This window comes from Streptomyces sp. NPDC002817 (assembly GCF_053592055.1).
On sequence record NZ_JBSFUY010000064.1, the window covers coordinates 1 to 23,899 of the forward strand.

Genomic DNA, 23,899 nt, shown 5'->3' on the forward strand with positions numbered 1-23,899 from the left:
GCGTCACGCGCCGGGGTGAGGTGTACGCGATGGCCCGCAACGCCCAGAACATCGGGACGCCCGAGGCGCCGGAGTGGGGCGAGTTCGCGGGGGTCGCCTTCTCCCCGGACGGCGACACGATGTACGTCAACTGCTACGCGCCGGGGACGACGTTCGCGGTGACGGGCCCCTGGCGCAGGTAGAGCCCCCGCCGAGTCAAGGCTCCGCGGAGAATAGACCCGTGCTTCCCGCTCCGGCGGTCGCTGTCGTGCGCCGGCGCGCCCTCTACCGGATCGTCCGCATCAGGTGCCTGAAGCGGTACGTTGCACGCGAAAACTGGCGACTCGGCGTTCCATCAGGACAGCTACATGTCACACAGTTCCCGATGGAACGGTGGGTTGACATCGATAGGGGCATCGGTCCGATTGTGCTCGCCCAATGGTCTGAGCAGGGCATGTGTGGTGCAGAACGATGGGGACTGGCTGACCTCGCGGGCGAGCAGGTGCCCCTGCCGGTCTCGACGGGCACTCCTGCGCCTTCCACGCGAAGTTCACCAGCGCCAAGATCAGCGGCCGCGCCTGATCAAGGTGCCGCCCCGTTGACTCGTATCCGCCGACTACTGGTGCGGCAGCAGGCTGTGGGCCCGCCTCTGCCCGCGGCGCGTGCCCAGGGAGTCACAGGACGACCGCGGTGGTGATTAGGTCGGTGCGGGTCAGCCAGCGGCCGGAGAAGGCGGTCAGGGGGCGGCCGACGACCCAGGGGCCTGGGCGAAGCAGCTGGGCGGTGAATGTGCCGTCGGCGGGGTTGATGACGATGTTCGCCTCGTCGAAGGAGAGTTCGGCTTCGGTCATCGGGTACCAGGCCTTGAACACAGATTCCTTCGCGCTGAACAGCAGCCGGTCCCAGGCGATGCCGGGATTGTGCTGGGTCAGGGTGGCCATCGCGCGCCGTTCACCGGGAAGGGATATCGCCTCCAGGACACCTTCGGGCAGCGGCCCGTGCGGTTCCGCGTCGATACCGATCGCCACCGTGCTGCCGTTGCGGGCCACGGCCACCGCCCGGTACCCGTGGCAGTGCGTCATGCTGCCGACCACCCCGGCCGGCCACAGCGGAGCACCCCGGCCGTTGCGCAGCAGGGGCCCAGGCGGCAGACCGAGCCGGGAGAGAGCACGTCGTGCGCAGATCCGTCCGGTGGTGAACTCCTGCTGTCGCAGCAGTACCGCATTCGCGATGAGGGCCGCCTCCTCTGGGAAGAGGCCTTCGTCGCCCTCCAGCAGATCGTCCGTCAAATCCCCCCGCGCCTCCACTGAGACGACGCCCGGGGGAAGGATTTCCTCGATCACGCCGCCGCACCCCCGGTGAGTAAGGGCGGCAGGACTTGGCGCAGCGGCTCTCGGGGTGGGCGCACCCGCCATTCGCGGGGATAGCCGAGGGAGACCTCCTCGAAGCGGACCCCGTCGCGCCACAGGACGCGCGGGATGTGCAGATGCCCGTAGACGACGGCGACGGCGTTGAACCGGGTGTGCCAGCCCTCGGTGAGGTCGGTGCCGCACCACTGCGCGAACTCGGGGTAGCGCAGGATGCGCGTCGGCTCGCGCGTGAGCGGGAAATGGTTGACCAGCACGGTGCGCCGGTCCGGTGGCAGAGCGGCCAGTCGCCGCTCGGTCTCGGCCACCCGCGCGTGGCACCAGGCATCCCGGCTGGGAAAGGGGTCGGGGTGCAGGAAGTACTCGTCGGAGCAGATGATTCCGGCTTCGCGGGCGCGACGCAGCGACTCTTGGCGCGTGGTGGCTCCGGGGACGCGGAACGAGTAGTCGTAGAGCAGGAAGAGCGGTGCCACAGTGACCGGACCTCCGTCGCCCTGCCATACCGGGTAAGGGTCCTCGGGTGTGACAATGCCCAGAGCCCGGCAGCAGTCGACCAGGTGTTGGTAGCGCTTCTCACCGCGCAGGTTCACGGGGTCGTCCGGGTGTGTCCACAGCTCGTGGTTGCCCGGGGCCCAGACGACCTTGGCGAACCGGCTGCTGAGGAGGGTCAGCGCCCATTCCACATCCGTGAACTTCTCCGCGACGTCCCCTGCCACGATCAGCCAATCCTCGTCCGACCGAGGCCTCAACGAGGCTACGACAGAACGGTTCTCCTCATAGACCACGTGGATGTCGCTTACGGCGAGCAGCCTGCCGCCCCCCACCCATCCTCCTCACCCGGGGCATGGGCACATGCCCTACGTCCTGCCTCACGCTACGACCGCCGCGCATCGTTCTTCCTCAGGTATGAACGGTTTTAGGGGAGGGGGACGGAGAGATTAGGGGTGGGCTCGGATGGCCCACTGGATCTTGACCGGCTGCTGATGGATCCTTGGTGGAACATTGTCAGGCGGAAGGTCGCGGAGTGGCAGGGCGCGCGGGGCGGATGTGGCGGTCGCTGATGGCAGCGCATCCCGCTCGTACGGTGGTCATGGGCTTCGCCGCCGTGACCCTGCTGGGGATGGTCCTGCTGATGCTGCCGGTCGCAGCCGAGGACGGCCGAAGCACCGATGTGGTGACGGCGCTGTTCACCTCCACGTCCGCGGTGTGCGTGACGGGCCTGGTCGTGGTGGACACCGGCACCTACTGGAGCGGCTTCGGCGAGGGCGTGATCCTCGTGCTGTTCCAGATCGGCGGCTTCGGCATCATGACGATGGCCTCGCTGTTGGGCCTGCTGATCTCCGGAAAACTACGGCTGCGGATGCAGTTGACCGCGCAGGCGGAGACCAAGAGCCTGGACATCGGCGACGTACGGAGGGTGCTGCTCGGGGTCGCCGGGTGCACGCTCGCAGTGGAACTCGCCGTGGGCGCGCTCTTGGCACTGCGGCTGCGCTTCGGCTACAGCGAGTCCATCTGGGACGCCTCGTACCTGGGGTTCTTCCATGCCGTGTCGGCGTTCAACAACGCCGGGTTCGGGCTGCACTCCGACAGCCTCACGAAGTACGCGCAGGATCCGTGGGTGACGCTGCCCATCGCCGCGGCCGTGATTCTCGGCGGAATCGGTTTTCCCGTGCTGCTGGAGCTGCTGCGGCACCGCAACCGGGCCCGCGCCACAGGCCGGCGCCGCTGGTCGCTGCACTTCCGGCTGACGGTGATCACCACGGCCGCGCTGCTGTTCGCCGGAACACTGCTGACGTGTGCGCTGGAGTGGACGAACGCTGGCACCCTGGGCCCGTTCGACTGGCACAAGAAGATCCTGGCGGGCTTCTTCCACTCGGCGATGTCCCGCACCGCAGGGTTCAACAGCGTCGACATCGGGGCGATGACGGACGCGACCCTGCTTCTGACCTGCATGCTGATGTTCATCGGCGGCGGCAGTGCGGGCACCGCGGGCGGCATCAAGGTAAGCACCTTCGCAGTGCTGGGTGCAGCCATGCTCGCCGAGGCGCGTGGTGAACCCACGTCCGCGGTGATGGGACGCAGACTCGCACCACATGTGCTGCGGCAGGCACTGACCGTGGCACTGGCCGGCGTGGGCTTCGTGATGACGGCCACCCTCGCCCTGCTCGCTGTGGTCGACAAGCCCTTCGAAGAAGTGCTGTTCGAGTCGGTCTCGGCTTTCGGCACAGTGGGGCTGTCCACGGGCATCACCGCCGACCTGCCAACCGTCGGACGACTGATCGTCATCCTGCTCATGTTCGTCGGCCGGCTCGGCCCGGTCACCCTGGTCTCGGCGCTCGCCCTGCGCGAACGCAAGCGCCGCTACGAGCTACCCGAGGAGCGACCCGTCATTGGCTAACTTCCTGCACTCCCTGCGTCTGCGCCGCCGCAAACGCCTCGCCGAGCACGCCGCTGCCGTCGGCCACGCAGACCAGCGCGTCGTCGTGATCGGTCTCGGCCGCTTCGGCAGCTCGCTGGCCCATGAGCTGATGCGGCGCGGCTGGGACGTTCTCGGCGTCGACACCGACCCCCTCCTCGTCCAGCGGCTCAGCGACGACCTCACCCACACGGCGATCGCCGACTGCACCGACCCCGAGGTGCTGCGCCAGCTCGGGGTGCACGAGTTCAGCAGCGCCGTGGTAGGCATCGGCACCGACATCGAGGCCAGCATCCTGATCGCGTCCAACCTGCTGGACCTGAAGATGCCCAACATCTGGGCCAAGGCCATCAGCCGCCAGCACGGTCAGATCCTCGAACGCCTCGGCGTGCACCACGTCGTCCTGCCCGAGCACGAGATGGGCGAGCGCGTAGCCCACCTTGTCACCGGACGGATGCTCGACTTCATCGAGTTCGACGATGACTATGCCCTGGTGAAGACGATCGCCCCCAACGTTGCCACCGGCATGCCGCTCGGGGAGAGTCAGGTGCGTGCCCGGTACGGGGTGACGGTCGTCGGCATCAAGCGCCCGGGCGAGGGCTTCACCTACGCCACCGCCGAAACGGTCATCGATAAGGGCGACGTCATCGTCGTCACCGGCAAGATCCACGACGTGGAGTCCTTCGCCGAACTCAGCTGAGTCCAAGGAGCCGTGCCCGGAAGGCTGGTCACCGTGGGGAAACCGCGCTGGAGGCGCTGTCATGAGAGCAGCGCAGGCGACACGGGAAAGGTGCGGTCTAATGGCGGAGTGGCGGCCGTTCCGGGATGAGGACCGGCCGTTACCTGATTCCGTCGCCACACCTTTCGTCTGGGCGGCGGCTCTGGCCGGAGCGATGCTGACGGTAGGTGTACTCGGCGCGCGGGACGGGCTCACCGACCCGCTCCACGCCCTGCTGATGCTGTGCGCCTTGCCGGCGCTGGGGGGCGAGTGCCCGCTGCGCCGGGTACCGCCGTGGTGTGTTGACTGAACTTCAACGGCTTCGCCGTGCCCCCGTAGGGGGAGCTGACCTGGCAGGGATATCGGGATGCAGGGCGGCTCGGCTTCCTGATGGCCGCGGAGCTGCTCGGTACGGTGACAGCTCGGATCGTCAACGTCCGGGGCGCGTACTGGCGTGTCACGCCTGGCGGGGGCCACGACGCATGCTCCTGAGCGGCCGCTGAGCCCATTACGAGGTGAAGTGGGCGGGCAAGCCGGGAGGTACGGGCGAGCGGCCCGGGGTGCTCTTGAGGGTGAGGACCATGGTCATGCCGCCGCCGGGAGTGTCCTCGGCGACGAGCGAACCGCCCATGGCCTCGGCGAAGCCGCGGGCGACGGCGAGGCCCAGGCCGACTCCGGCGCCGCGGGGCGCGTCCCCGTACCGCTGGAACGGTTCGAAGATCCTCTCCTTGCCTTCGTCCGGAACGCCGGGACCACGGTCGACGACCCGCAGCTCGACCCGGTCGCCGAGCGTACTGGCGGAGACCAGCACCACCTCGCTCTCCGGGCCGTACTTCACGGCGTTCTCGACGACGTTGGCGACGGCCCGTTCCAGCAGTCCCGGGTCGGCTGCCACCATCGGCAGGGTCTCGGGGATGTCCAGTTCGACGGAGCCTTCCGGAACGCCGCCAAGTGCCATCGGTACCACCTCGTCCAGGTCGGTCTCCCGGATCAGCGGGGTGACGCTGCCGGTCTGCAGCCGGGACATGTCCAACAGGTTGCCCACCAGGTGGTCGAGCCGGTCCGCGCCTTCCTCGATGCTCGCCAGCAGTTCCGCCCGGTCCTCCTCGGACCACTCGACGTCGTCGGAGCGCAGCGAGCTCACCGAGGCCTTGATGCCGGCCAGCGGGGTGCGCAGGTCGTGGCTGACCGCGGCGAGCAGCGCGGTGCGGATCTGGTTGCCCTCGGCCAGCTCGCGGGCCTGCCCGGCTTCCTGCTTCAGCCGCTGGCGGTCCAGAGCGACGGCGGCCTGGGCGGCGAAGGCGGCCAGCACCCTGCGGTCCTCGGCCGGCAGCACCCGCCCGGACAGGGCGAGTACGAGATGGTCACCGACCGGCATGTCGACGTCGGCGTCCACCGGGCGCTCGATGGCGCGGGTCGTCCCGACCCTGCCCACGCAGGTCCAGGGGCCGACCTCGCCGCGCCGCTCCAGCAGCGCCACGGACTCCATGCCGAAGGTCTCCCGCACCCGCTCCAGCAGCGCCTCCAGAGTGTCCTCGCCCCGCAGCACGCTGCCTGCCAGGAACGACAGGGTCTCGGACTCTGCGCGTAGTCGGGCCGCCTGGTGGGTGCGCCGCGCGGCCAGGTCCACGACCGAGGCGACCGACACACCGACCGCGAAGAAGACGATGATGGCGAGGACGTTCGCCGGATCATCGATGATCCAGGTGTGGGTGGGCGGGGTGAAGAAGTAGTTCAGCAGCAGGGAGCCGGCCGTCGCCGCGGCGAGGGCCGGAAGTAGTCCGCCGAGCAATGCCGCGCCCACGGTCAGAGTGAGGAACAGCAGCACCTCGTTGGCGAAGCCGGGGCCGTCGTCGGCGGGACGGGTGTTCACCGAGGTGAGAAGCAGGGTGAGCAGCACCGGGCCGACCACGCCGACCAGCCATCCGGCGATCACGCGGGAGCGGCCGAGTCGCGAGCCGCGCGCCACCGGCAGTCCGCGCCCCTTGGCAGCCTCCTCGTGGGTGACGATGTGGACGTCGAGGTCCGGCCCGGACTCGCGGGCCACCGTCGCGCTCACCCCAGGGCCCAGGGCGTACTGCCAGCCACGCCGACGGCTGACGCCGAGCACGATCTGGGTGGCGTTGACGCTGCGGGCGAAGTCCAGCAGCGCCTGGGGGATGTCGTCGCCGACGACATGGTGGAAGGTACCGCCCAGGTCCTCGACGAGGGTGCGCTGCACGGCGAGTTCCTTGGGCGAGGCGGAGGTCAGCCCGTCGCTGCGGGAGATGTAGACCGCCAGCACCTCGCCGCCCGCACCCTTCTCCGCCAGCCGGGTCGCCCGCCGGATCAGGGTCCGTCCCTCAGGGCCGCCGGTGAGCCCGACGACGATCCGCTCGCGGGCCTGCCACGTGGAGCGAATGTCATGTTCTCCGCGGTACTGCTGCAGGTACTCGTCGACCCGGTCCGCCGTCCACAGCAGCGCCAGCTCCCGCAGCGCGGTCAGATTGCCGGGGCGGAAGTAGTTCGAGAGTGCCGCGTCGACCTTGTCGGGCTTGTAGATGTTGCCGTGCGCCATCCTGCGGCGCAGGGCCTGCGGTGACATGTCGACCAGCTCTATCTGGTCGGCACGGCGGACGACCTCGTCCGGTACGGTCTCCCGTTGCCGTACGCCCGTTATCGACTCGACGACGTCGCCGAGCGACTCCAGGTGCTGGATGTTGACGGTCGTGACGACGTCGATCCCGGCGTCCAGCAGCTCCTCGACGTCCTGCCACCGCTTGGGGTTCCGGGAGCCCGGCACATTCGTATGCGCCAGCTCGTCCACCAGGGCGACGGCCGGCCGCTGCTTCAGCACGGCGTCCACGTCCATCTCGGTGAACACCGCGTCCCGGTATTCCAGATCCTTGCGCGGCACCCGCTCCAGGCCGTGCAGCATCACCTCGGTCCGTGGCCGGTCATGATGCTCCACGAAGGCGACCACGCAGTCGGTGCCGCGCTCCACGCGCCGGTGCGCCTCGGACAGCATGGCGTAGGTCTTGCCGACGCCCGGCGCCGCACCGAGGTAGATCCGAAGCTTGCCGCGTGCCATGGGTCCAGGTTCCCGATCGTTGTGCGGTCGCCGGCCCGGTACGGCGAGGAGGTCACTGCTCGAAGCGGCGTCCCATGTCCGGATCGGTGACGAGTCTGTGTGGATGTCAGGGGCTCGCCTCCAGTTTGCGCCGCGTGTGGGGAACGTAGACCCCGCAGGTCGGTTTGGGGGTGTCGGATACGGGGCGCCGAGCTCAGAACCTCTCCGGGGAGAGGGACATGGCCACGATCAACCCGATGTTCCGGCTGGTCACAGCCGACCCACTGCCCGGGCGATGAGAGCCGCCATCGCGAGCACCGCGATCGTGGCACAGACGAAGGCCACATCGGCCATCGCGAGCTCCTAGACGAGATTCGGATGGAACGGACCCCTAGAGATAACCCCTTCGCAATGCCGATTAACCCGTCGTTGACACTGCCCTTACGCCTCTGGCCGCTTCCTTGACGCGTTCCTAACGCGGCCACACGAGCGGGGAAGCGTCCCTACGGGTTCTGCGCCGGTCTCCGTATGCTGCGCAGGCGTCCGGCCGGAGTGCGTGCCGCTCATGGGAGACTCCGTGGCGGGGCGATGATCGTGCCGACCAGGTTTCCTGGCCCGCCTGCGGAGAATCCTGGCGCTCAGGCGCCGGCGGACAGTTGAAAGTCCTCGCCACCTTCAGGTGGCGAGGACTTTCAGTGGCTCCACCCGGAAAGGGGCTACGACGGGAAGGGGCCAGGGTAGGTGACCTCGCTGTACGGGGGGCAGCGAGGTCGAGCGCAGCGTAACGCACACACCCCAGTGCTCGTGCAGGAGTGGGGAAACTCCTCGAACGCCCAGGCTCCCCCGTGCTCGGCCGGATCGAGATGTCAAGATCACGGCATCAAAGCTGCATAAAGATTGCCGGAACAAGGCAATGTTCCTGGCTGTGCCCGCGTGCGAGTATGCGGACACCAGCACGGTGGCGGCGAGGAGGGGTGGTGAACACGGATGGCGTGGTTTCTTGGTCTCGGCATCGCAGGAGTCGTACTCCTCGGTCTTTCGCTCGTCCTCGACGGGGTCCTTGAGGGGCTTTTCGACGGCGTCGACGCGCTCGATGGTCTCTTCGACGGGTGGTTGTCGCTTCCGGTCATCGCCGGGTTCGTCTCCATGCTCGGTTTCTCCGGTGCGATCGTCCTGGGCACCACTGGGCTGGGCGCGATCGGTGCCACCGCGGTCGGAGTGCCTGCTGGCGTCGCCACGGGGTGGCTGGCCTATCGGCTCAGTCGCGTGCTGATGAGCGATCGGTCCGGTGCCGCTCCGCGGGACGATGACCTGATCGGTGTCTCGGGGGCCGTGGTCACCGCCATCCCGGTCGGCGGGTACGGCGAGGTACTGGTCCACCTGGCCGGGCAGCCGGTGAAACTCGCGGCGAAGAGCCCGACCCCGGTAGCCCGAGGTGCCGAGGTCTGGGTGGAGGAGACGCTGTCACAGACGGCTGTCTCGGTCCGCCTGGTGGAGCGCTGACCCACTACGCCGCACCTCGTATCCGGCGCTGACACCGGTGCCCATTCAGCTACATCAACTCGTATCGATCTGCCGTCCCCTGGGAGGGCTGAGGGGAACTCGTCATGAGTCCAGTCGTCATCGCCGTGATCGGCATCGTTGTCCTTCTCGTCCTGCTCGGCCTGGTCGTTGTCACCCGTTACAAGGTCGCCGGGCCCAGCGAGGCGTTCATCGTCACCGGACGGCGTGGCAAGAAGGCCACCGACCCGGACACGGGCCGGGTGTTCACCGACAACAGCGGACAGAAGGTCGTGGTCGGCGGCGGAGTGTTCGTCGTGCCTTTCGTGCAGCAGAAGTTCACCCTCGACCTGTCCTCCCGGCACATCCCGGTCGCGGTGCGCGGCGCCGTCACGCTGCGCGGAGTCAAGGCACACCTCGAAGGCGTCGCCATCGTCAAGGTCGGCGGCAGCGAGGACTCCATCCGCGCTGCGGCCCAGCGGTTTCTGATGCAGCAGGACGGCATCGTCGGCTTCACCCAGGAAGTGCTCTCGGGTGCGCTCCGCGCCATCGTGGGCCGGATGTCGGTGGAGGACATCATCCGCGACCGGGCCGCGTTCGCCGGCCAGGTGGCGGAGGAGGCCGAGGCGAGCCTGTCCGGGCAGGGCCTAGTGCTGGACGCCTTCCAGATCCAGGACATCAGCACCGAGGGCTCCTACCTGGAGGACCTCGGCCGCCCGGAGGCCGCCCGCGCCAAGCAGGAGGCCGACATCGCCGAGGCGGTGGCCCGGCGCGCCGCCGAGCAGGCCCGGCTGAAGGCCGAGGAGGAAATCGCCATCGCGCAGCGGACCTTCGCGCTCAAGCAGGCCGAGATCAAGGCCGAGACCGACGAGGCCGCCGCGCGCGCCGCTGCTGCGGGTCCGCTGGCCGAGGCGGCTCGATCGCAGGAGGTCCTGAACGAGCAGGAGAAGGTCGCCGAGCGGCAGGCCGCGCTGACCGACCGCGAACTGGACACCACGGTCCGCAAGCCCGCCGACGCCGCCCGCTACCAGGCGGAGCAGGAGGCGGAGGCCCGCCGTATCGCTCTGGTCAAGCAGGCCGAGGCGGACGCCCAGCGGTCCCGGCTGACCGGTGAGGGTGAGAAGGCACACCGCGCCGCGCTCGCCGACGCGGTCCGTATCGAGGGTGAGGCGGAGGCCGCCGCGATCGGTGCCAAGGGTGCCGCCGAGGCCGAGGCGATGCAGAAGAAGGCCGATGCGTTCGCCCAGTACGGCGACGCGGCCGTGCTGCAGATGCTCGTCGAGGTGCTGCCGCAGGTGGTCGCCAAGGCGTCCGAGCCGCTCAGCGCGATCGACAAGATGACGGTGATCTCCACGGACGGCGCGAGCCAGCTTTCCCGTACGGTCGCCGACAACGTCGCCCAGGGTGTCGAACTCCTCAGCTCCACCACCGGAGTCGACCTCGCCGAGCTCCTGAAGAACATCACCCAGCGGGCCGGCGGTTCGCAGCCCGCGACCACGGCACCCGCCGAGGCCAACGGGAAGGTCGAGATCACCGGCTGACCTCGGTACTGAGCAGCGGAGCGAGCCCGGGCGGCCTTTGCGCCGCCCGGGCTTGTGTCCGCTGGGTGGCTTTCCGGAAGTGGAGTGTGAGTGGTGTTCTTGTGGCTTTGGCTCATCTGTTGGTCGGCGTTCGTCCTGCCCCTGGCGATCGCCTCGTTGCGCGGCTGGGCGCCCAAGTGGGCCAGGCCGCGCACTACTGCGTGGGGCACACGGGTACGGGGCGTCGCGCTGCTGGTCATCTGGGTCGGCGGGCTGGTTGTTCCCCTGCTGCAGTGGAGTGGCTTGGACAGCAAGGACGCCGCGTTCTTCGGGTCGATCGCGCAGGTCGGCTTCTTGATGTTCGCGGCGGGGCTGATCGGTGGCTCGCAGCTGGGGGAGTGGTTCTACCGGAGGGCTGTTGGGTCGAAGGCAGTTGACGAGACGCCCGGCAGCGGTGGACGGCCGTGGTGACGCACTCGACGACCGGGATCACGTATCCCGCGACGGCGTTCGCTCTCGCTGGGTTCCGTCGGCGCGCGTGGGGCTGGCTCGGGGCGGACTCGGGGCCGTCGTTGGTGGGCTGCTGGTCGGTCCGCCCGCAGACGAAGCGGGAATCGGCTGGCTGAATGAGATCGCCCGCCCTGCTGGAGATCTCGTACGTCTGGCCTGCCGTGGTCAACGCGGCTTTCGCGTTCGTGATGGCGCTGGCGTGGTGGCTGGTGGGCAAGGACCGGGACGTCTTGCTGCCGCTGATCCTCGCGGTGCTGTCCGGCATCAACGCGCTCCGGTTCGGGCACCGGATGATTCTGGGGATGCCCGGGGTGAAGGCTTTGGTGCGGGCCGCCGGGACGCCCGTTGCTGTACCCAAACGCTATGTCCTGCTGTCCGGCCCCGACGACGGACTGGTCCTGGTGCTCTTCGCCGCCCCCGGAGGCCCGGACGATCCGCCGGAAGCCGCCATGGAAGTCAACCCAACGGGCACGCCCAGGCATCCCAGGCGTGGTATGCCCCCGGTGGTCGGCACAGCCGATCTGCACGGCTGGCTCGACGCCGGCTCTACCGTCGTCCCGTGGATCGACGGCCGCCCTCTGTAGCCACGGCACCAGTACGAGACGGTGAACCTCAACGACCGGCGGGACCGGGACTACTTCGCAGCCCTGGTCGGGGGCGCGGGTACGAAGGCGACATGAGTCGGCCGGGTCCAGATCCTCTCGTTCGTAAGAGTGAAGGACTGTGCTCAGCCGTCGAGTACCGGCCCCGCGGTGTCGAGCGCGGCACCGACATGGTCGGCGAGGCTCACAGCCACGAGCCGTGCTTGCAGGGAGGGCGGTACGGCACCGGGGTCGGGCAGGAGCATGAAGCGGCCCAGGTAGTGGGCGCCGGCTGATGCGCGCAGCTCGATCTCGTCAGGGGGCCAGCCGTCCTGGTCGAGGTCCCAGCGTGTTCGGCCCACGGTTACCTGACCGTCCTGCTCCAGGCGCGGTGGCCGGCCGAGCAGTGTCCCGTACTCGAAGCGGCAACCGCGCAGCTCGAGCACCTCGGTGAGCTGCTGTCGCACTTGGTTGACCACCGCGTCCGGGGATGCTCCGGCCTGGACGAGGGAAGCCGTGTCATGGATGCGTGTCAGGTGTTGGGCATCCGTGACGGTGATCAGCTTCAACGTGCGCGCATGAGCGGCCAGTTGTGAGACGGCCACGCCAACGGCCAGTAGAAGGACTGCCGTTGTGATGTCGTCACCGTTCGAGATGGTGAACCGCTGGTACGGGCGGGTCAGGAAGAAGTCGAACCACACCGCCGACGACAGTGCGGCGAGCACCCCGGCGACCCTGCTGCCGAGCGCGGAGACCGCCACGATGACGACGACGAGGATCAGGGCCAGGTTCGCGGACGAGAGATGTGTACGGAACGGTGCCAGAGCCAGCGCGACCCCGAGTGGCGCGAGCAGAGCGGAGGCCAGGGCGATCCGGTCACGGAGCAGGCTCTTCATGGGTTCACCTCGCAGGAGTGGGGTCGGTCCCCATGGGCGGGCGGCTGCGGCACGCCGGTCGCGATGGAGCCAGCGTCGCCCCTGACGGTCTCACTCGGCCATGCCGACGCGCGGTCTTGTCGCATTCCTGACGCCGCAGGGACTGCCTGCGAAGTGGCCGTCGCGGGAAGTCCGGGCTGGGTCGGCGGGGGACTGGTCGCCGCCGGGAGGGTGAGGACCATGGTGAGGCCGCCGCCGGGGGTGTCTTCGGCGGTGAGGGTGCCGCCGATGGCCTCGGCGAAGCCGCGGGCGACTGCCAGGCCGAGGCCGACGCCGGTGCCGCGTGGGGCGTCGCCGTAGCGCTGGAATGGGGCGAAGATACGGTCCTTGGCCTCGTCCGGGACGCCCGGACCGCGGTCCACGACACGGACTTCGACCCGGTCGGCGTGTGCGCTCGCCGACACGACGACCGGCTTGCCGTCAGGGCTGTACTTGACCGCGTTCTCGACGATGTTGGCGACCGACCGTTCCAGCAGGCCCTTGTCGACGGCGACCATCGGCAGGGTTTCGGGGATGTCCAGGACGACGGTCGACTCGGGGTCCGGGATGCCTCCCAGGGCCATGGGGACCACCTCGTCCACGTCGATCTCGCGGATGAGCGGGGCCAGTGTGCCGGTCTGCAGGCGGGACATGTCCAGCAGGTTGCCGACGAGGTGGTCGAGGCGGTCGGCACCCTCCTCGATGCCCTCTAGGAGCTCGGCCTGGTCCTCCTCGGACCACTCGACGTCGTCCGAGCGCAGGGATGTCACGGCCGCTTTGATGCCTGCGAGCGGGGTGCGCAGGTCGTGGCTCACGGCGGCCAGGAGCGCGGTGCGGATGCGGTTGCCCTCGGCCAGTTCCTTGGCCTGGTCGGCCTCGGACTGCAGCCGCTGACGGTCCAGGACCACGGCGGCCTGGACGGCGAAAGCGGCGAGCACCCGGCGGTCCTCGGCGGGCAGGACCCGGCCGGACAGGGCCAGCGCCATGTGGTCGCCGACCGGCATGTCGACGTCCCCGTCCTCGGGCCGGTCGACCGGCCGTCCGGTGCCCACGCGGCCGGCGCAGGTCCACGGTTCGACGTCGCTCTCGCGCTCCAGCAGCGCCACCGACTCCATGGCGAACGTCTCACGGACCCGTTCCAGGAGGGCTTCCAGGCTGGTCTCGCCGCGCAGGACATGGCCGGCCAGGAAGGAGAGGATCTCGGACTCGGCCCGCAGCCGGGCGGCCTGGTGGGTGCGCCGGGCCGCCAGGTCGACTACCGAAGCCACCGAGGCCGCGACCAGGACGAAGATCGCCAGGGCGAGCATGTTCTTGGGGTCGGCGATGGTGATGCGGTGCACCGGGGGAGTGAAGTACCAGTTCAGGAGCAGCGTGCCGACCCCCGCCGAGGCCAGCGCGGGCAACAGCCCGCCGAGCAGGGCGGCGCCCACGGTGAGCGTCAGAAACAGCAGCATGTTGTTGGTGAGGCCGAGGTCGGCGTCGCTGTGGGTCAGCAACAGCGTGAGGAGTGCCGGGCCACCGATACCCGTCAGCCAGCCCCAGATCAGCCGGGACCGGCCGAGGCGTGCGCCCCGGGCCACGGGCAGACCGCGGCCCTTGCCCGCCTCGCTGTGCGTGATCAGGTGTACGTCGAGATCGGGTCCGGAGTCCCGGGCGACCGTCGCGCCGACGCCGGGTCCGAAGACGTACTGCCATCCCTTGCGCCGGGACACGCCGAGAACGATCTGCGTGGCATTCACTCCGCGCGCGAAGTCCAGCAGCGCGATCGGCACGTCGTCGCCGACGACGTGATGGAAGGTACCGCCGAGGTCCTCGACCAGGGTGCGCTGGACGGCCAGTTCCTTGGGGGAGGCGGAGGTGAGCCCGTCGCTGCGGGCGATGTACACGGCCAGTACCTCACCGCCCGCGCCCTTCTCCGCCAGTCGGGCGGCACGGCGGATCAGCGTCCGTCCCTCGGGGCCCCCGGTGAGGCCGACCACAATGCGCTCCCGCGAGCCCCAGATCTTCGACACCCGGTGCTCACTGCGGTACTGCTTCAGATATGCGTCGACCCGGTCCGCCACCCACAGCAGCGCCAGCTCGCGCAGTGCGGTGAGATTGCCGGGCCGGAAGTAGTTGGACAGCGCCGCGTCGACCTTGTCCGGCTGGTAGATGTTGCCGTGGGCCATTCGGCGCCGCAGCGCCTGCGGTGACATGTCGACCAGCTCGATCTGATCCGCCCGGCGGACCACCTCGTCCGGCACGGTCTCCTTCTGCCGGACGCCGGTTATCGACTCGACGACGTCACCGAGCGACTCCAGGTGCTGGATGTTGACCGTCGACACGACGTCGATCCCGGCCGCGAGCAACTCCTCGACGTCCTGCCACCGTTTGGCATTGCGCGAGCCAGGGATGTTGGTGTGAGGCAGCTCGTCGACGAGGGCCACGGCGGGGGCGCGCCGCAGCACCGCGTCCACGTCCATCTCGGTGAACGTCGTGCCGCGGTACTCGAGCTCCTTGCGGGGGACTTGTTCCAGGCCCTGCAGCATCACCTCGGTGCGAGGCCGGTGGTGGTGCTCCACGAAGGCGACCACGCAGTCGGTGCCCCGCTCGATGCGGCGGTGCGCCTCGGAGAGCATCGCGTAGGTCTTGCCGACGCCCGGTGCGGCGCCGAGGTAGATCCGGAGCTTGCCGCGTGCCATCGTCTCGTCTCTGGGGTTGTGTGTGGTTAGGAGGATCGAGAGCGCGTCATGACTCGAAGCGGTAGCCCATGCCCGGCTCGGTGATGAGATAGCGGGGGTGGGCCGGGTCGGCTTCGAGCTTGCGCCTGAGCTGGGCCATGTAGACCCGGAGATAGTTCGTCTTGTTGCTGAACGGGGCTCCCCAGACCTCCTGGAGGAGCTGCTTCTGGGTGACCAGGCGGCCGGGGTTGCAGACCAAGATCTCCAGCAGGTGCCACTCGGTCGGTGTCAGCCGGATGTCGCGGCCGGCGCGGATGGCTTTCTTGGCCAGCAGGTCGATGGTGAAGTCGTTCGTCGTGACCATGGTTGTCTCGGGCGCCAGCGGCAGGGCCTCGGTACGCCGGACGGCGGCCCGCAGCCGGGCCAGCAGCTCGTTCATGCTGAACGGCTTGGTGATGTAGTCATCGGCGCCCGCGTCGAGGGCTTCGACCTTCTCGTCGGACGCCGTCCGGGCGGACAGGACCAGCACGGGCACCCGGGTCCAGCCGCGCAGGGCCCTGATCACCTCGACGCCGTCCATGTCGGGCAGTCCGAGGTCGAGCACCACCACGTCCGGCTGGCGTGCGGCGGCCAGTCGGAGCGCGGTGGCGCCGTCCGGCGCGGCGTCCACGCCGTACTGCCGTGCCTGCATGTTGATCACGAGGGCTCGTACGAGCTGTGGATCGTCCTCCACCACCAGCACCCGGGTCATCGGTGTGCGGCCTTCCTGTCGTCGGTGGGATCGGGGCGGTCAGGCCGGCGGCGGGAGTCGGCCGGGCCGGATGTCCCGGTCCGTCGACTCCCAGCTGCTGACGGCATCAGTGGTCGGCCAGTTCCTTGAGCGCGATGTTGAGTTCGAGGACGTTGACGTGCGGCTCGCCCATGAAGCCGAGGGCGCGGCCGGCTGTGTGGTCCTCGACCAGCTTCTCGACCTGGGCGGCGGTCAGCCCGTTCGCCTCGGCGACCCGCTTGACCTGGATGTCCGCGTACCCGGTGGAGATGTCCGGGTCGATGGCGGAGGCGGAGCCGGTGACCGCGTCGGCGGGAACCTCGGACTCAGGTACACCGTTGAACTCGGCGACCTGCTTCTTCGCCGCCTTCACCATCTTCACCAGCTCGGGGTTGCCGGCGCTCAGCTGGCTGGAACCGGTGGCCAGCGGGTCGTAGCCGCTGTTGGACGGCCGCCCCTGGAACCACTTGGGATCGGGTTTGTCGGTGCCCTCGATGTTCCAGCTCTGGCCGATCAGCCGGGAGCCGACCTCCTCGCCGTCGACCTTTACCACCGAGCCGTTGGCCTTGTCGTGGAAGGCCAGTTGACCGATGCCGGTGACCACGAGCGGGTAGATGACGCCGGTCACGATGGTGAGGACGAGCAGCATGCGCAGCGCTGCCCATGCCAGGCGTCCGGTGTTTGCCACGGAGTTGTTCATGTCCTTCATCCGATCCCGGGGATCAGCGAGATGAGCAGGTCGATGAGCTTGATACCGATGAACGGGGCGACCAGTCCGCCCAGTCCGTAGATCCCCAGGTTGCGGCGGAGCATCTTGTCTGCGCTCATCGGGCGGTACTGCACGCCACGCAGGGCGAGCGGCACCAGGGCGATGATGATCAGTGCGTTGAAGATGACCGCGGAGAGGATCGCCGACTCCGGCGAAGCCAGGCCCATGATGTTGAGCTTGTCGAGTGACGGGTACGCGACCGCGAACATGGCCGGGATGATCGCGAAGTACTTCGCGACGTCGTTGGCGATGGAGAACGTCGTCAACGCGCCCCGGGTGATAAGGAGTTGCTTGCCGATCTCGACGATCTCGATGAGCTTGGTGGGGTTGGAGTCGAGGTCGACCATGTTGCCGGCCTCCTTGGCGGCCGAGGTGCCGGTGTTCATCGCCACACCCACGTCGGCCTGCGCGAGCGCGGGGGCGTCGTTGGTGCCGTCACCGGTCATCGCGACGAGCTTGCCGCCGGCCTGCTCCCGCTTGATGAGGGTCATCTTGTCCTCGGGGGTGGCCTCCGCGAGGAAGTCGTCGACGCCCGCCTCCTCGGCGATCGCCTTGGCGGTCAGCGGGTTGTCACCCGTGATCATGACGGTCTTGATCCCCATGCGGCGCAGCTCGTCGAACCGCTCCCGCATGCCCTCCTTGACAACGTCCTTGAGATGGATGACGCCCAGGATCCGGGCGCCCTGGTCGTCCTGGACGGCGACCAAGAGCGGCGTCCCGCCCGCCTCCGAGATGCGGTTGGCGACCTCGTCGGCGTCCTCGGCGACCGTGCCGCCCTGCTCCCGCACCCAGGCGATGACCGAACCGGCCGCGCCCTTGCGGATGTTCTTGCCGTCCACGTCCACACCCGACATCCGGGTCTGGGCGGTGAAGGCGATCCACTCGGCGTGCGCGAGCTCGCCCTGGTGGCGTTCCCGCAGGCCGTACTTCTGCTTCGCCAGTACGACGATGGAGCGGCCCTCAGGCGTCTCGTCGGCCAGCGAGGAGAGCTGGGCGGCATCGGCCAACTCGGCCTCGGTCGTGCCACGCACCGGCACGAACTCCGACGCCTGGCGGTTGCCGAGGGTGATGGTGCCGGTCTTGTCGAGCAGCAGTGTGGAGACGTCACCGGCGGCCTCGACCGCACGACCCGACATGGCCAGCACGTTGCGCTGCACCAGCCGGTCCATGCCCGCGATGCCGATCGCGGAGAGCAGGGCGCCGATCGTTGTCGGGATCAGGCAGACCAGCAGAGCCGTCAGCACGATCATGGAGGTCTGCTTGTCGGCCCCCGCGTAGATCGCGAACGGCTTGAGCGTGACCACCGCGAGCAGGAAGACGATGGTCAGCGAAGCGAGCAGGATGTTCAGCGCGATCTCGTTCGGCGTCTTCTGCCGGGCCGCCCCCTCGACCAGGTTGATCATCCGGTCGATGAAGGTCTCGCCCGGCTTCGTCGTGATCTTGATGACGATCCGGTCGGACAGGACCTTCGTACCGCCGGTCACGGCACTGCGGTCGCCACCGGACTCGCGGATGACGGGCGCCGACTCACCGGTGATCGCCGACTCGTCGACCGAGGCCACACCCTCGACGACGTCACCGTCGCCGGGGATGATGTCGCCGGCCTCGCAGACGACCAGGTCACCGATGCGCAGCTCGGCGCCGGGGACCTGCTCCTCGCTCTTGCCGTCCTGGAGCAGCCGCCGGGCGACGGTGTCGGTCTTGGCCTTGCGCAGGGTGTCCGCCTGCGCCTTGCCGCGGCCCTCGGCGACCGCCTCCGCCAGGTTGGCGAAGACGACGGTCAGCCACAGCCAGGCGGCGATGACCCAGCCGAACCAGTCGCCCGGGGTCTTGACCGCCAGCACGGTGGTGACCACCGAGCCGACAAGCACCACGAACATCACGGGGGACTTGACCATCACCCGCGGGTCCAGCTTGCGGAAGGAGTCGGGCAAAGACTTGACGAGCTGTTTGGGGTCGAACAGGCCCGCGCCGACGCGGCCCTCGGCCTGCTTGTGTCCGGTCGGTACGTCCTGATGCGGTGCCCGGGTCGGGGTAACCGTGGACATCGGGTCCTCTTGCTTCTTGGTGTGGGTGGTCATGACGCCAGCCCCTCTGCCAGCGGGCCCAACGCGAGCGCCGGGAAGAACGTCAGACCAGTGATGATCATGATGGCGCCGACGAGGAGGCCGGTGAACAGCGGTTTCTCGGTGCGCAGGGTGCCCGCGGTGGCGGGGACGGGTTTCTGTTCGGCGAGCGAGCCGGCCAGCGCCAGCACGAACACCATCGGCAGGAACCGGCCGAGGGCCATGCACAGGCCCAACGTGGTGTTGAAGAACTCCGTGTTGGCGCCGAAGCCCGCGAAGGCGGAACCGTTGTTGTTGGACGCCGACGTGTAGGCGTACAGCACCTCGGAGAAGCCGTGCGCGCCGACGTTCGTCATGGCGTCCTTGCCGTCCGGCAGGGCCATCGCCACCGCGGTGCCGATCAGTACCAGCGCGGGGGTGATGAGGATGTAGCAGGCGGCCAGTTTGATCTCACGGGTGCCGATCTTCTTGCCCAGGTACTCGGGCGTACGGCCGACCATCAGACCGGCGAGGAACACGGCGATGATCGCCATGATCAGCATGCCGTAGAGGCCGGAGCCGACGCCGCCGGGCGAGAGCTCGCCGAGCATCATGCCCAGCAGGAGCACACCGCCGGACAGGCCCTGGAAGGAGTCGTGGAAAGAGTTGACCGAGCCGGTCGAGGTCATGGTCGTGGAGACCGCGAACAGTGAGGAGTTGCCCTCGCCGAAGCGCTGCTCCTTGCCCTCCATCGAGCCGCCCGCGATCTGCGAGGCGGTGCCGGGGTGGGCGTACTCGATCCAGGTCACCGCGACCACGGCGAGGAACCAGATGATCCCCATCGCCGCGACGATCGCGTAACCCTGTTTGACGTTGCCGACCATCTTGCCGAAGGTGCGTGGCAGCGAGAACGGGATCACCAGCAGCAGGAAGATCTCCAGCAGGTTGGTGAAGCCGTTGGGGTTCTCGAACGGGTGTGCGCTGTTGGCGTTGAAGAAGCCGCCGCCGTTGGTGCCCAGGTCCTTGATGGCCTCTTGGGAGGCGACCGCGCCGGGGCTGATGGCCTGCTTGTCGCCGGTCAGCGTGGTGATGGTGTGGATGTCGCCGAAGTTCTGGATGGCTCCTGCGGCGATCAGCAGCACGGCCGCGACGACGGAGATCGGGATCAGGATGCGGACCGTGCCGCGCACCAGGTCTGCCCAGAAGTTGCCCAGGTCGCCGGTGCGGGACCGGGCGAAACCGCGCACCAGCGCCACCGCGACGGCGATACCGACGGCGGCGGAGACGAAGTTCTGCACCGCGAGCCCGGCGGTCTGGGTGACGTGGCTCATCGCCGTCTCACCCGAGTACGACTGCCAGTTGGTGTTCGACACGAACGACACAGCGGTGTTGAACGCCTGGTCCGGGGGGATCGGCTTGAAGCCCAGAGACAGCGGCAGCTTGTCCTGCACCCGCTGCAGCAGGTAGAGGAACAGCACACTCACCGCAGAGAAGGCCAGCACGCCGCGCAGATAGGCGGGCCAGCGCATCTCCGTGTCCGGGTTCGCGCCGACCGAGCGGTAGATCCACCGTTCGATGCGCAGGTGCTTCTTGGAGGAGTAGGTGGCGGCCATGTAGTCGCCGAGGGGACGGTGCACCAGGGCGAGCGCGCCGATGAGGGCAGTCACCAGGAGTACGTCGGCAAGGACGGGGCTCATGTCGTGCTCAGAACCTCTCCGGGAAGATCAGGGCGAGGACGAGATAGCCCAGCAGGGCGACGGCCACGACCAGGCCGACGATGTTCTCGGCGGTCACAGCTTCGCCACCCCCTTGGCGACGAGAGCCACCAGCGCGAACACCGCGATCGTGGTGATGACGAAGGCCACGTCGGCCATCGCGAGCTCCTAGAGGAGATTCGGGAATCCGTAAGAGGATCGGACCGCTACAGGAAACCCGCTCTTGGCCCGCATACGGCCGCCGTTAACGGCTCCCATACGGCGGTCGGTGCATCTTTGACGCACTCCATACGCCGACCCGCGCCGTGCGCGTCCGACCGCGCCGGCCGGGTGCGCATCGACTGCCAAGTGTTTGCATCAGGCGTGACCGCGGCGCGGCCGCACAGCACTCCTTCCGAGCCCTGCCGACGGGCGTGCCTCTTCTCGCGGCCTCTGGTACTCGTGCTCGATGTGACCGGCACGGATGGTCGTCCGGCACAAGGTGCGAGGGACCTGTCCGGCGACGCGGTCGTGCGCTCAGCCGGCCGCCCGCCACCACCGTGCTGCGTCGACGTGCTCCCACTCCGCGGCCCACCGCCGCATGCGGCACCGGTCCAGGTAGAACCGCGTCACCCACGCCACGCCCAGCATTGCCCCACTCGCACCGACAGCGGCCACAGTGCCTCCGAGGGCCGCTTGCAGGCGCGCTTCCCCCTCGGTCAGCGGCTCGGAGGTGACAGCTCCCCGCTTGTCGGTCCAGACCGTGACGTGGCTTCCAGTCGAGGTCCTGGGCGGCACGCTGGCCTTGTCCGTGCGGAGCGAACCGTCCGGCGCGGTCCAACGGACGCCGGCCCGAACCTGGCGGTCGCTCACAGCCCTGGCGGGAAGAGCGTCCTTGGCGTCCTCGGTGAGTACGGCCGAGACGGCGCGGCTCTCCGCCCGCTCCCGATCGGCGGCCCGCTCCACTGCCGCTGCCGCCCCCAGTGCCGCCCAAAGACCGACCACCAGAGCGGATACCCACCCGGCGAGCACAATCCAGGCCTCGATGACAGCGCTGCGCCGCTTGAGCGGGTTGCGCCGCCACCGCCACCACAGCAGTTGGGTAGATCGTGACGCCGCCATCGGTCGACACCCCCTCGTGAGCACCGACAGCTCTCTCCCAGTGTGCTACGGGAAGGGGTAGATGCCTCCACCGATCGCGGCTCAGGACCTCACCGTCAGGGCGCCTCGGCGCTCCCCGGAGCGATCGCGGCCGGTAATCGGAGCGGCGCGATCCGTGCTTGTCCAGGCCGCTGCGTATGTTTCGCGTCAATGACCTGGCCCGCGCCCGGAATACGTACGACGCTGAGGACAGGAACACTTCCAGCAGATGAGGAGTCCGCCGTGCGCGCTCGTGACCTGGCGGTCGATTACGAAACAGTGAGCGTCGACAGCGATGCCATGGACGCTGCCCGGCTGATGGCCGAGCACAAGCTGCCGGGTCTGCTGGTACTCGACGAGCACGGCGAACCGAAGGCGATCCTGCCCGCCTCCCAGATGATCAAGGTGTTGGTGCCCGCCTACGTGATCGAGGATCCGACCCTGGCCGCCGTCGTCGACGAAAAGCACGCCGACCGGCTCTGCCAGGCGCTGGCAGGCCGCCGGGTCGGTGACTGCCTGTCCAGCAAGGCGGCTCCGCCGCCGATCGCCGATCCGGACGACACCGCGCTGGAAGTGGCCGCGCTCATGGCGCAGGTGCGTAGCCCGCTGGTAGCGGTCGCGGAGAGGTCGAAGGCCGGCTCCGGCGAGCGGGGACAAGGAGGCACTCATCTGTTGGGCGTGATCACTGCCTCGCATCTTCTGCATGAACTCCTGGGTGCTACAGGAGCGGGAGGTAGCAAGTAGTGGCAGGCCGCGGCGGGCAGGGCTACTGCGTGCCGGAGCTCCGGAGGATCCCGCGGCACACCTCGTCGTCGATACGCCGTCCCAGCCGCTCCAGCACCGGCATGCCGCACTGCAGCGTTCCCTGCTCCATGGACCGGCGTGCGCCCTGGTGAAGTTGGTGCCACAGCAACGGGTTGGCGATCAGGACGCGCGGGTCCAGCACCAACCGCCCGCCGGACGCATCCGTGAGGACCAGACGAGGGGCGACCCCCTCGGACACGCGCACGGTCACCAGACGGTCGGCGCGCACCCGGTGGTATGTCACCATCCCGCGTGCGTCGATTCTGCCGTTGGCACCGCTCACTCGTGGCGGCGTCAGGATGACAGAAAGCAACACGGCGAGCGCGGCCCACCACCCGGCGCGCACGGCAGTCAGCCTCACCAGGCCCAAGTCGAGCAGCACCAACGCTCCGAAGAGCAGCACGCCGTACAGCACTGCGCTTCGCAACTCGCCGGCCCAGCAACGGTCATGGACCGTACGAATGGCCTTCGCGCGGGAAGTACCCCCCGTTGGGGCACACTTCTTGATGCGCCGTTCCATACGAGTCACATTAGGCACGTCATCAGGTGGTGTCTTCAGTTGTGACGGAACGTGTCTCGGTCGGGGATCCCTTCAGGGGCTGGTCAGGGTGGTGGGCTGGTCGTCGCCGACACGATGGGGTCCCACACGTATGGGCTACGGCACTCAGTCACGCGCGGCCCACGACGTCCTGATCGTCGACGCTTTCGTACGTGCCCGGCGGCACCGGCGCGCTTGCGTTCGGAGCCGGGGCCCGACGCCGGTGGTGCTGTCCGAGCAGTCGGGTGGTCCTTGACCAGCTTCTCCTGCGCCTGCGCCTCGGCCGCGATGATCACGGTCTGCCGGCCGCGCTCTGCCTCCTCCACAGTACGCAGCCTCTTGATCGCCTCTTCCTGCTCGGCCACCGTCCGGTCCACGGCCACCCGCTCCCGGATGACCTCGGCGATCTCCCGCTTCTCCGCCTCGACCTCCTTCGACGCGGCGATCTGCGTCAGCTGCGTCTCCCGCTCCCGGGCAATGACTTCGAGGAGGCGGTCCTTCTCGATGCGCTCGTTCTCGATGGCGATGACGCGCTCGCGGTTCTTCTGCGCGACGGCGACCTCGCGGGCCTGGTTCTCGCGCTGGATGCCGAGCTGCTCTTCGGTCCTCAGGAACGCGCCCTGCGAGCGCAGTCGCTCCTCCTCCATCACTCGCGCCGTCTCGGCCTCCTCGCGGGCCCGTACGGTGTCGATCTCCCGGCGCTGCTTGATCTCGGCGTCGGCCTGGCGGCGCTCCAGCTCCAAGATGGCCTCGCGGGCATCGACGTTCTGCCGGGTGATCTCCTTCTCCTCGGTGCGCTGCGCCTCGTTGGTGCGCACGTGCTCCACAGCCGTCAGTTCGGTGATCTTCCGGATGCCCTGGGCGTCCAGGACGTTCGCCGGGTCCAGCTGGGTCAGCGGCGTCTGCTCCAGGTAGTCGATCGCCGC

21 protein-coding genes and 1 pseudogene are annotated in these 23,899 nt (G+C 68.8%); 9 read left to right on the forward strand and 13 right to left on the reverse strand.

The window, feature by feature from the left end; all coding sequences use genetic code 11:
• Positions 1–182 (forward strand): alkaline phosphatase PhoX (locus ACWD3I_RS47720; RefSeq protein ID WP_365413252.1); only part of this gene is annotated, 182 nt, incomplete at its 5' end.
• Positions 183–653: 471 nt separating this feature from the next.
• Here the strand turns inward: ACWD3I_RS47720 and ACWD3I_RS47725 are convergent.
• Positions 654–1,268, reverse strand: coding sequence for a 4'-phosphopantetheinyl transferase family protein (locus ACWD3I_RS47725; RefSeq protein WP_365413254.1), 615 nt, complete (start codon positions 1,266–1,268; stop codon positions 654–656).
• A 50-nt stretch (positions 1,269–1,318) separates the two neighbouring features.
• On the reverse strand, positions 1,319–2,170 hold the full coding sequence (locus ACWD3I_RS47730; protein ID WP_365413256.1) for a metallophosphoesterase family protein: 852 nt from the start codon (positions 2,168–2,170) through the stop codon (positions 1,319–1,321).
• 236 nt (positions 2,171–2,406) lie between these two features.
• Here ACWD3I_RS47730 and ACWD3I_RS47735 point away from each other — a divergent pair, with 236 nt between their 5' ends.
• The 3 genes from ACWD3I_RS47735 to ACWD3I_RS47745 all read left to right on the forward strand — a co-directional run bounded on the left by ACWD3I_RS47735 (position 2,407) and on the right by ACWD3I_RS47745 (position 4,790).
• Positions 2,407–3,744, forward strand: a complete 1,338-nt coding sequence (locus tag ACWD3I_RS47735; protein ID WP_365413258.1) for a TrkH family potassium uptake protein — start codon at positions 2,407–2,409, stop codon at positions 3,742–3,744.
• Positions 3,737–4,462 (forward strand): potassium channel family protein, encoded by a 726-nt coding sequence (locus ACWD3I_RS47740; protein WP_365413260.1) that lies wholly within the window; start codon positions 3,737–3,739, stop codon positions 4,460–4,462. Before ACWD3I_RS47735 ends, ACWD3I_RS47740 begins: the two co-directional genes overlap by 8 nt.
• A gap of 193 nt (positions 4,463–4,655) precedes the next feature.
• Entirely contained in the window at positions 4,656–4,790 is a 135-nt protein-coding gene (locus tag ACWD3I_RS47745; RefSeq protein WP_451084428.1) for a hypothetical protein, read from the forward strand.
• Positions 4,791–4,988: 198 nt separating this feature from the next.
• Here ACWD3I_RS47745 and ACWD3I_RS47750 read toward each other — a convergent pair whose 3' ends face one another.
• Positions 4,989–7,550: a sensor histidine kinase KdpD gene (locus ACWD3I_RS47750; protein ID WP_365413262.1), complete on the reverse strand. Its 2,562-nt coding sequence runs from the start codon at positions 7,548–7,550 to the stop codon at positions 4,989–4,991.
• Between the two features lie 966 nt (positions 7,551–8,516).
• On the opposite strand from ACWD3I_RS47750, the gene ACWD3I_RS47755 reads away from it, so the two are divergent.
• The 4 genes from ACWD3I_RS47755 to ACWD3I_RS47770 all read left to right on the forward strand — a co-directional run bounded on the left by ACWD3I_RS47755 (position 8,517) and on the right by ACWD3I_RS47770 (position 11,643).
• A complete protein-coding gene (locus ACWD3I_RS47755) occupies positions 8,517–9,032 on the forward strand; it encodes a hypothetical protein (RefSeq protein ID WP_365413264.1) in 516 nt (171 codons plus the stop codon).
• Between the two features lie 104 nt (positions 9,033–9,136).
• Positions 9,137–10,570, forward strand: a complete 1,434-nt coding sequence (locus tag ACWD3I_RS47760) for a flotillin family protein (protein WP_451084429.1) — start codon at positions 9,137–9,139, stop codon at positions 10,568–10,570.
• A gap of 93 nt (positions 10,571–10,663) precedes the next feature.
• A complete protein-coding gene (locus tag ACWD3I_RS47765) occupies positions 10,664–11,020 on the forward strand; it encodes a hypothetical protein (protein ID WP_365412923.1) in 357 nt (118 codons plus the stop codon).
• A 155-nt stretch (positions 11,021–11,175) separates the two neighbouring features.
• A complete protein-coding gene (locus ACWD3I_RS47770) occupies positions 11,176–11,643 on the forward strand; it encodes a hypothetical protein (protein ID WP_365412925.1) in 468 nt (155 codons plus the stop codon).
• Between the two features lie 143 nt (positions 11,644–11,786).
• Here the strand turns inward: ACWD3I_RS47770 and ACWD3I_RS47775 are convergent, their stop codons facing one another.
• The 8 genes from ACWD3I_RS47775 to ACWD3I_RS47810 form a co-directional block, all read right to left on the reverse strand.
• On the reverse strand, positions 11,787–12,536 hold the full coding sequence (locus ACWD3I_RS47775; protein WP_365412927.1) for a DUF4118 domain-containing protein: 750 nt from the start codon (positions 12,534–12,536) through the stop codon (positions 11,787–11,789).
• Entirely contained in the window at positions 12,533–15,235 is a 2,703-nt protein-coding gene (locus tag ACWD3I_RS47780; protein WP_365412929.1) for a sensor histidine kinase, read from the reverse strand. Before ACWD3I_RS47780 ends, ACWD3I_RS47775 begins: the two co-directional genes overlap by 4 nt.
• 46 nt (positions 15,236–15,281) lie before the next feature.
• The gene (locus tag ACWD3I_RS47785) at positions 15,282–15,965 is read right to left on the reverse strand and encodes a response regulator transcription factor (protein WP_365412931.1); all 684 of its coding nucleotides are present in this window, start codon (positions 15,963–15,965) and stop codon (positions 15,282–15,284) included.
• A gap of 106 nt (positions 15,966–16,071) precedes the next feature.
• Positions 16,072–16,683 carry a potassium-transporting ATPase subunit KdpC gene (gene kdpC / locus ACWD3I_RS47790; RefSeq protein ID WP_365412933.1) on the reverse strand — a complete coding sequence of 204 codons (612 nt, stop codon included), beginning with the start codon at positions 16,681–16,683 and terminating at the stop codon, positions 16,072–16,074.
• A gap of 5 nt (positions 16,684–16,688) precedes the next feature.
• On the reverse strand, positions 16,689–18,833 hold the full coding sequence (gene kdpB, locus ACWD3I_RS47795; RefSeq protein ID WP_365412935.1) for a potassium-transporting ATPase subunit KdpB: 2,145 nt from the start codon (positions 18,831–18,833) through the stop codon (positions 16,689–16,691).
• Positions 18,830–20,494, reverse strand: a complete 1,665-nt coding sequence (kdpA, locus tag ACWD3I_RS47800; protein ID WP_365412937.1) for a potassium-transporting ATPase subunit KdpA — start codon at positions 20,492–20,494, stop codon at positions 18,830–18,832. Before kdpA ends, kdpB begins: the two co-directional genes overlap by 4 nt.
• A gap of 7 nt (positions 20,495–20,501) precedes the next feature.
• A complete protein-coding gene (gene kdpF, locus ACWD3I_RS47805) occupies positions 20,502–20,591 on the reverse strand; it encodes a K(+)-transporting ATPase subunit F (RefSeq protein ID WP_016434100.1) in 90 nt (29 codons plus the stop codon).
• 437 nt (positions 20,592–21,028) lie between these two features.
• A complete protein-coding gene (locus ACWD3I_RS47810) occupies positions 21,029–21,613 on the reverse strand; it encodes an Rv1733c family protein (protein WP_365412940.1) in 585 nt (194 codons plus the stop codon).
• Positions 21,614–21,874: 261 nt separating this feature from the next.
• On the opposite strand from ACWD3I_RS47810, the gene ACWD3I_RS47815 reads away from it, so the two are divergent.
• Positions 21,875–22,375, forward strand: coding sequence for a CBS domain-containing protein (locus tag ACWD3I_RS47815; protein ID WP_365412942.1), 501 nt, complete (start codon positions 21,875–21,877; stop codon positions 22,373–22,375).
• 22 nt (positions 22,376–22,397) lie between these two features.
• Here the strand turns inward: ACWD3I_RS47815 and ACWD3I_RS47820 are convergent, their stop codons facing one another.
• Both ACWD3I_RS47820 and ACWD3I_RS47825 read right to left on the reverse strand, forming a co-directional pair.
• Positions 22,398–22,955 carry a hypothetical protein gene (locus tag ACWD3I_RS47820; protein ID WP_365412944.1) on the reverse strand — a complete coding sequence of 186 codons (558 nt, stop codon included), beginning with the start codon at positions 22,953–22,955 and terminating at the stop codon, positions 22,398–22,400.
• Positions 22,956–23,188: 233 nt separating this feature from the next.
• Positions 23,189–23,899, reverse strand: a pseudogene (locus ACWD3I_RS47825) (flotillin family protein); the annotation flags it as partial.

What these genes read in the sequence shown, in the direction of transcription:
- ACWD3I_RS47755 (WP_365413264.1), top strand. Translation starts at nt 8,517, where the DNA reads ATGGCGTGGTTTCTTGGTCTCGGCATCGCAGGAGTCGTACTCCTCGGT.
- kdpA (WP_365412937.1), bottom strand. Translation starts at nt 20,494, where the DNA reads ATGAGCCCCGTCCTTGCCGACGTACTCCTGGTGACTGCCCTCATCGGC.
- ACWD3I_RS47770 (WP_365412925.1), top strand. Translation starts at nt 11,176, where the DNA reads ATGAGATCGCCCGCCCTGCTGGAGATCTCGTACGTCTGGCCTGCCGTG.
- ACWD3I_RS47775 (WP_365412927.1), bottom strand. Translation starts at nt 12,536, where the DNA reads ATGAAGAGCCTGCTCCGTGACCGGATCGCCCTGGCCTCCGCTCTGCTC.
- ACWD3I_RS47750 (WP_365413262.1), bottom strand. Translation starts at nt 7,550, where the DNA reads ATGGCACGCGGCAAGCTTCGGATCTACCTCGGTGCGGCGCCGGGCGTC.
- ACWD3I_RS47820 (WP_365412944.1), bottom strand. Translation starts at nt 22,955, where the DNA reads ATGGAACGGCGCATCAAGAAGTGTGCCCCAACGGGGGGTACTTCCCGC.
- ACWD3I_RS47785 (WP_365412931.1), bottom strand. Translation starts at nt 15,965, where the DNA reads ATGACCCGGGTGCTGGTGGTGGAGGACGATCCACAGCTCGTACGAGCC.
- ACWD3I_RS47810 (WP_365412940.1), bottom strand. Translation starts at nt 21,613, where the DNA reads ATGGCGGCGTCACGATCTACCCAACTGCTGTGGTGGCGGTGGCGGCGC.
- ACWD3I_RS47745 (WP_451084428.1), top strand. Translation starts at nt 4,656, where the DNA reads ATGCTGACGGTAGGTGTACTCGGCGCGCGGGACGGGCTCACCGACCCG.
- kdpC (WP_365412933.1), bottom strand. Translation starts at nt 16,683, where the DNA reads ATGAACAACTCCGTGGCAAACACCGGACGCCTGGCATGGGCAGCGCTG.
- ACWD3I_RS47735 (WP_365413258.1), top strand. Translation starts at nt 2,407, where the DNA reads ATGGCAGCGCATCCCGCTCGTACGGTGGTCATGGGCTTCGCCGCCGTG.
- kdpB (WP_365412935.1), bottom strand. Translation starts at nt 18,833, where the DNA reads ATGACCACCCACACCAAGAAGCAAGAGGACCCGATGTCCACGGTTACC.
- ACWD3I_RS47760 (WP_451084429.1), top strand. Translation starts at nt 9,137, where the DNA reads ATGAGTCCAGTCGTCATCGCCGTGATCGGCATCGTTGTCCTTCTCGTC.
- ACWD3I_RS47780 (WP_365412929.1), bottom strand. Translation starts at nt 15,235, where the DNA reads ATGGCACGCGGCAAGCTCCGGATCTACCTCGGCGCCGCACCGGGCGTC.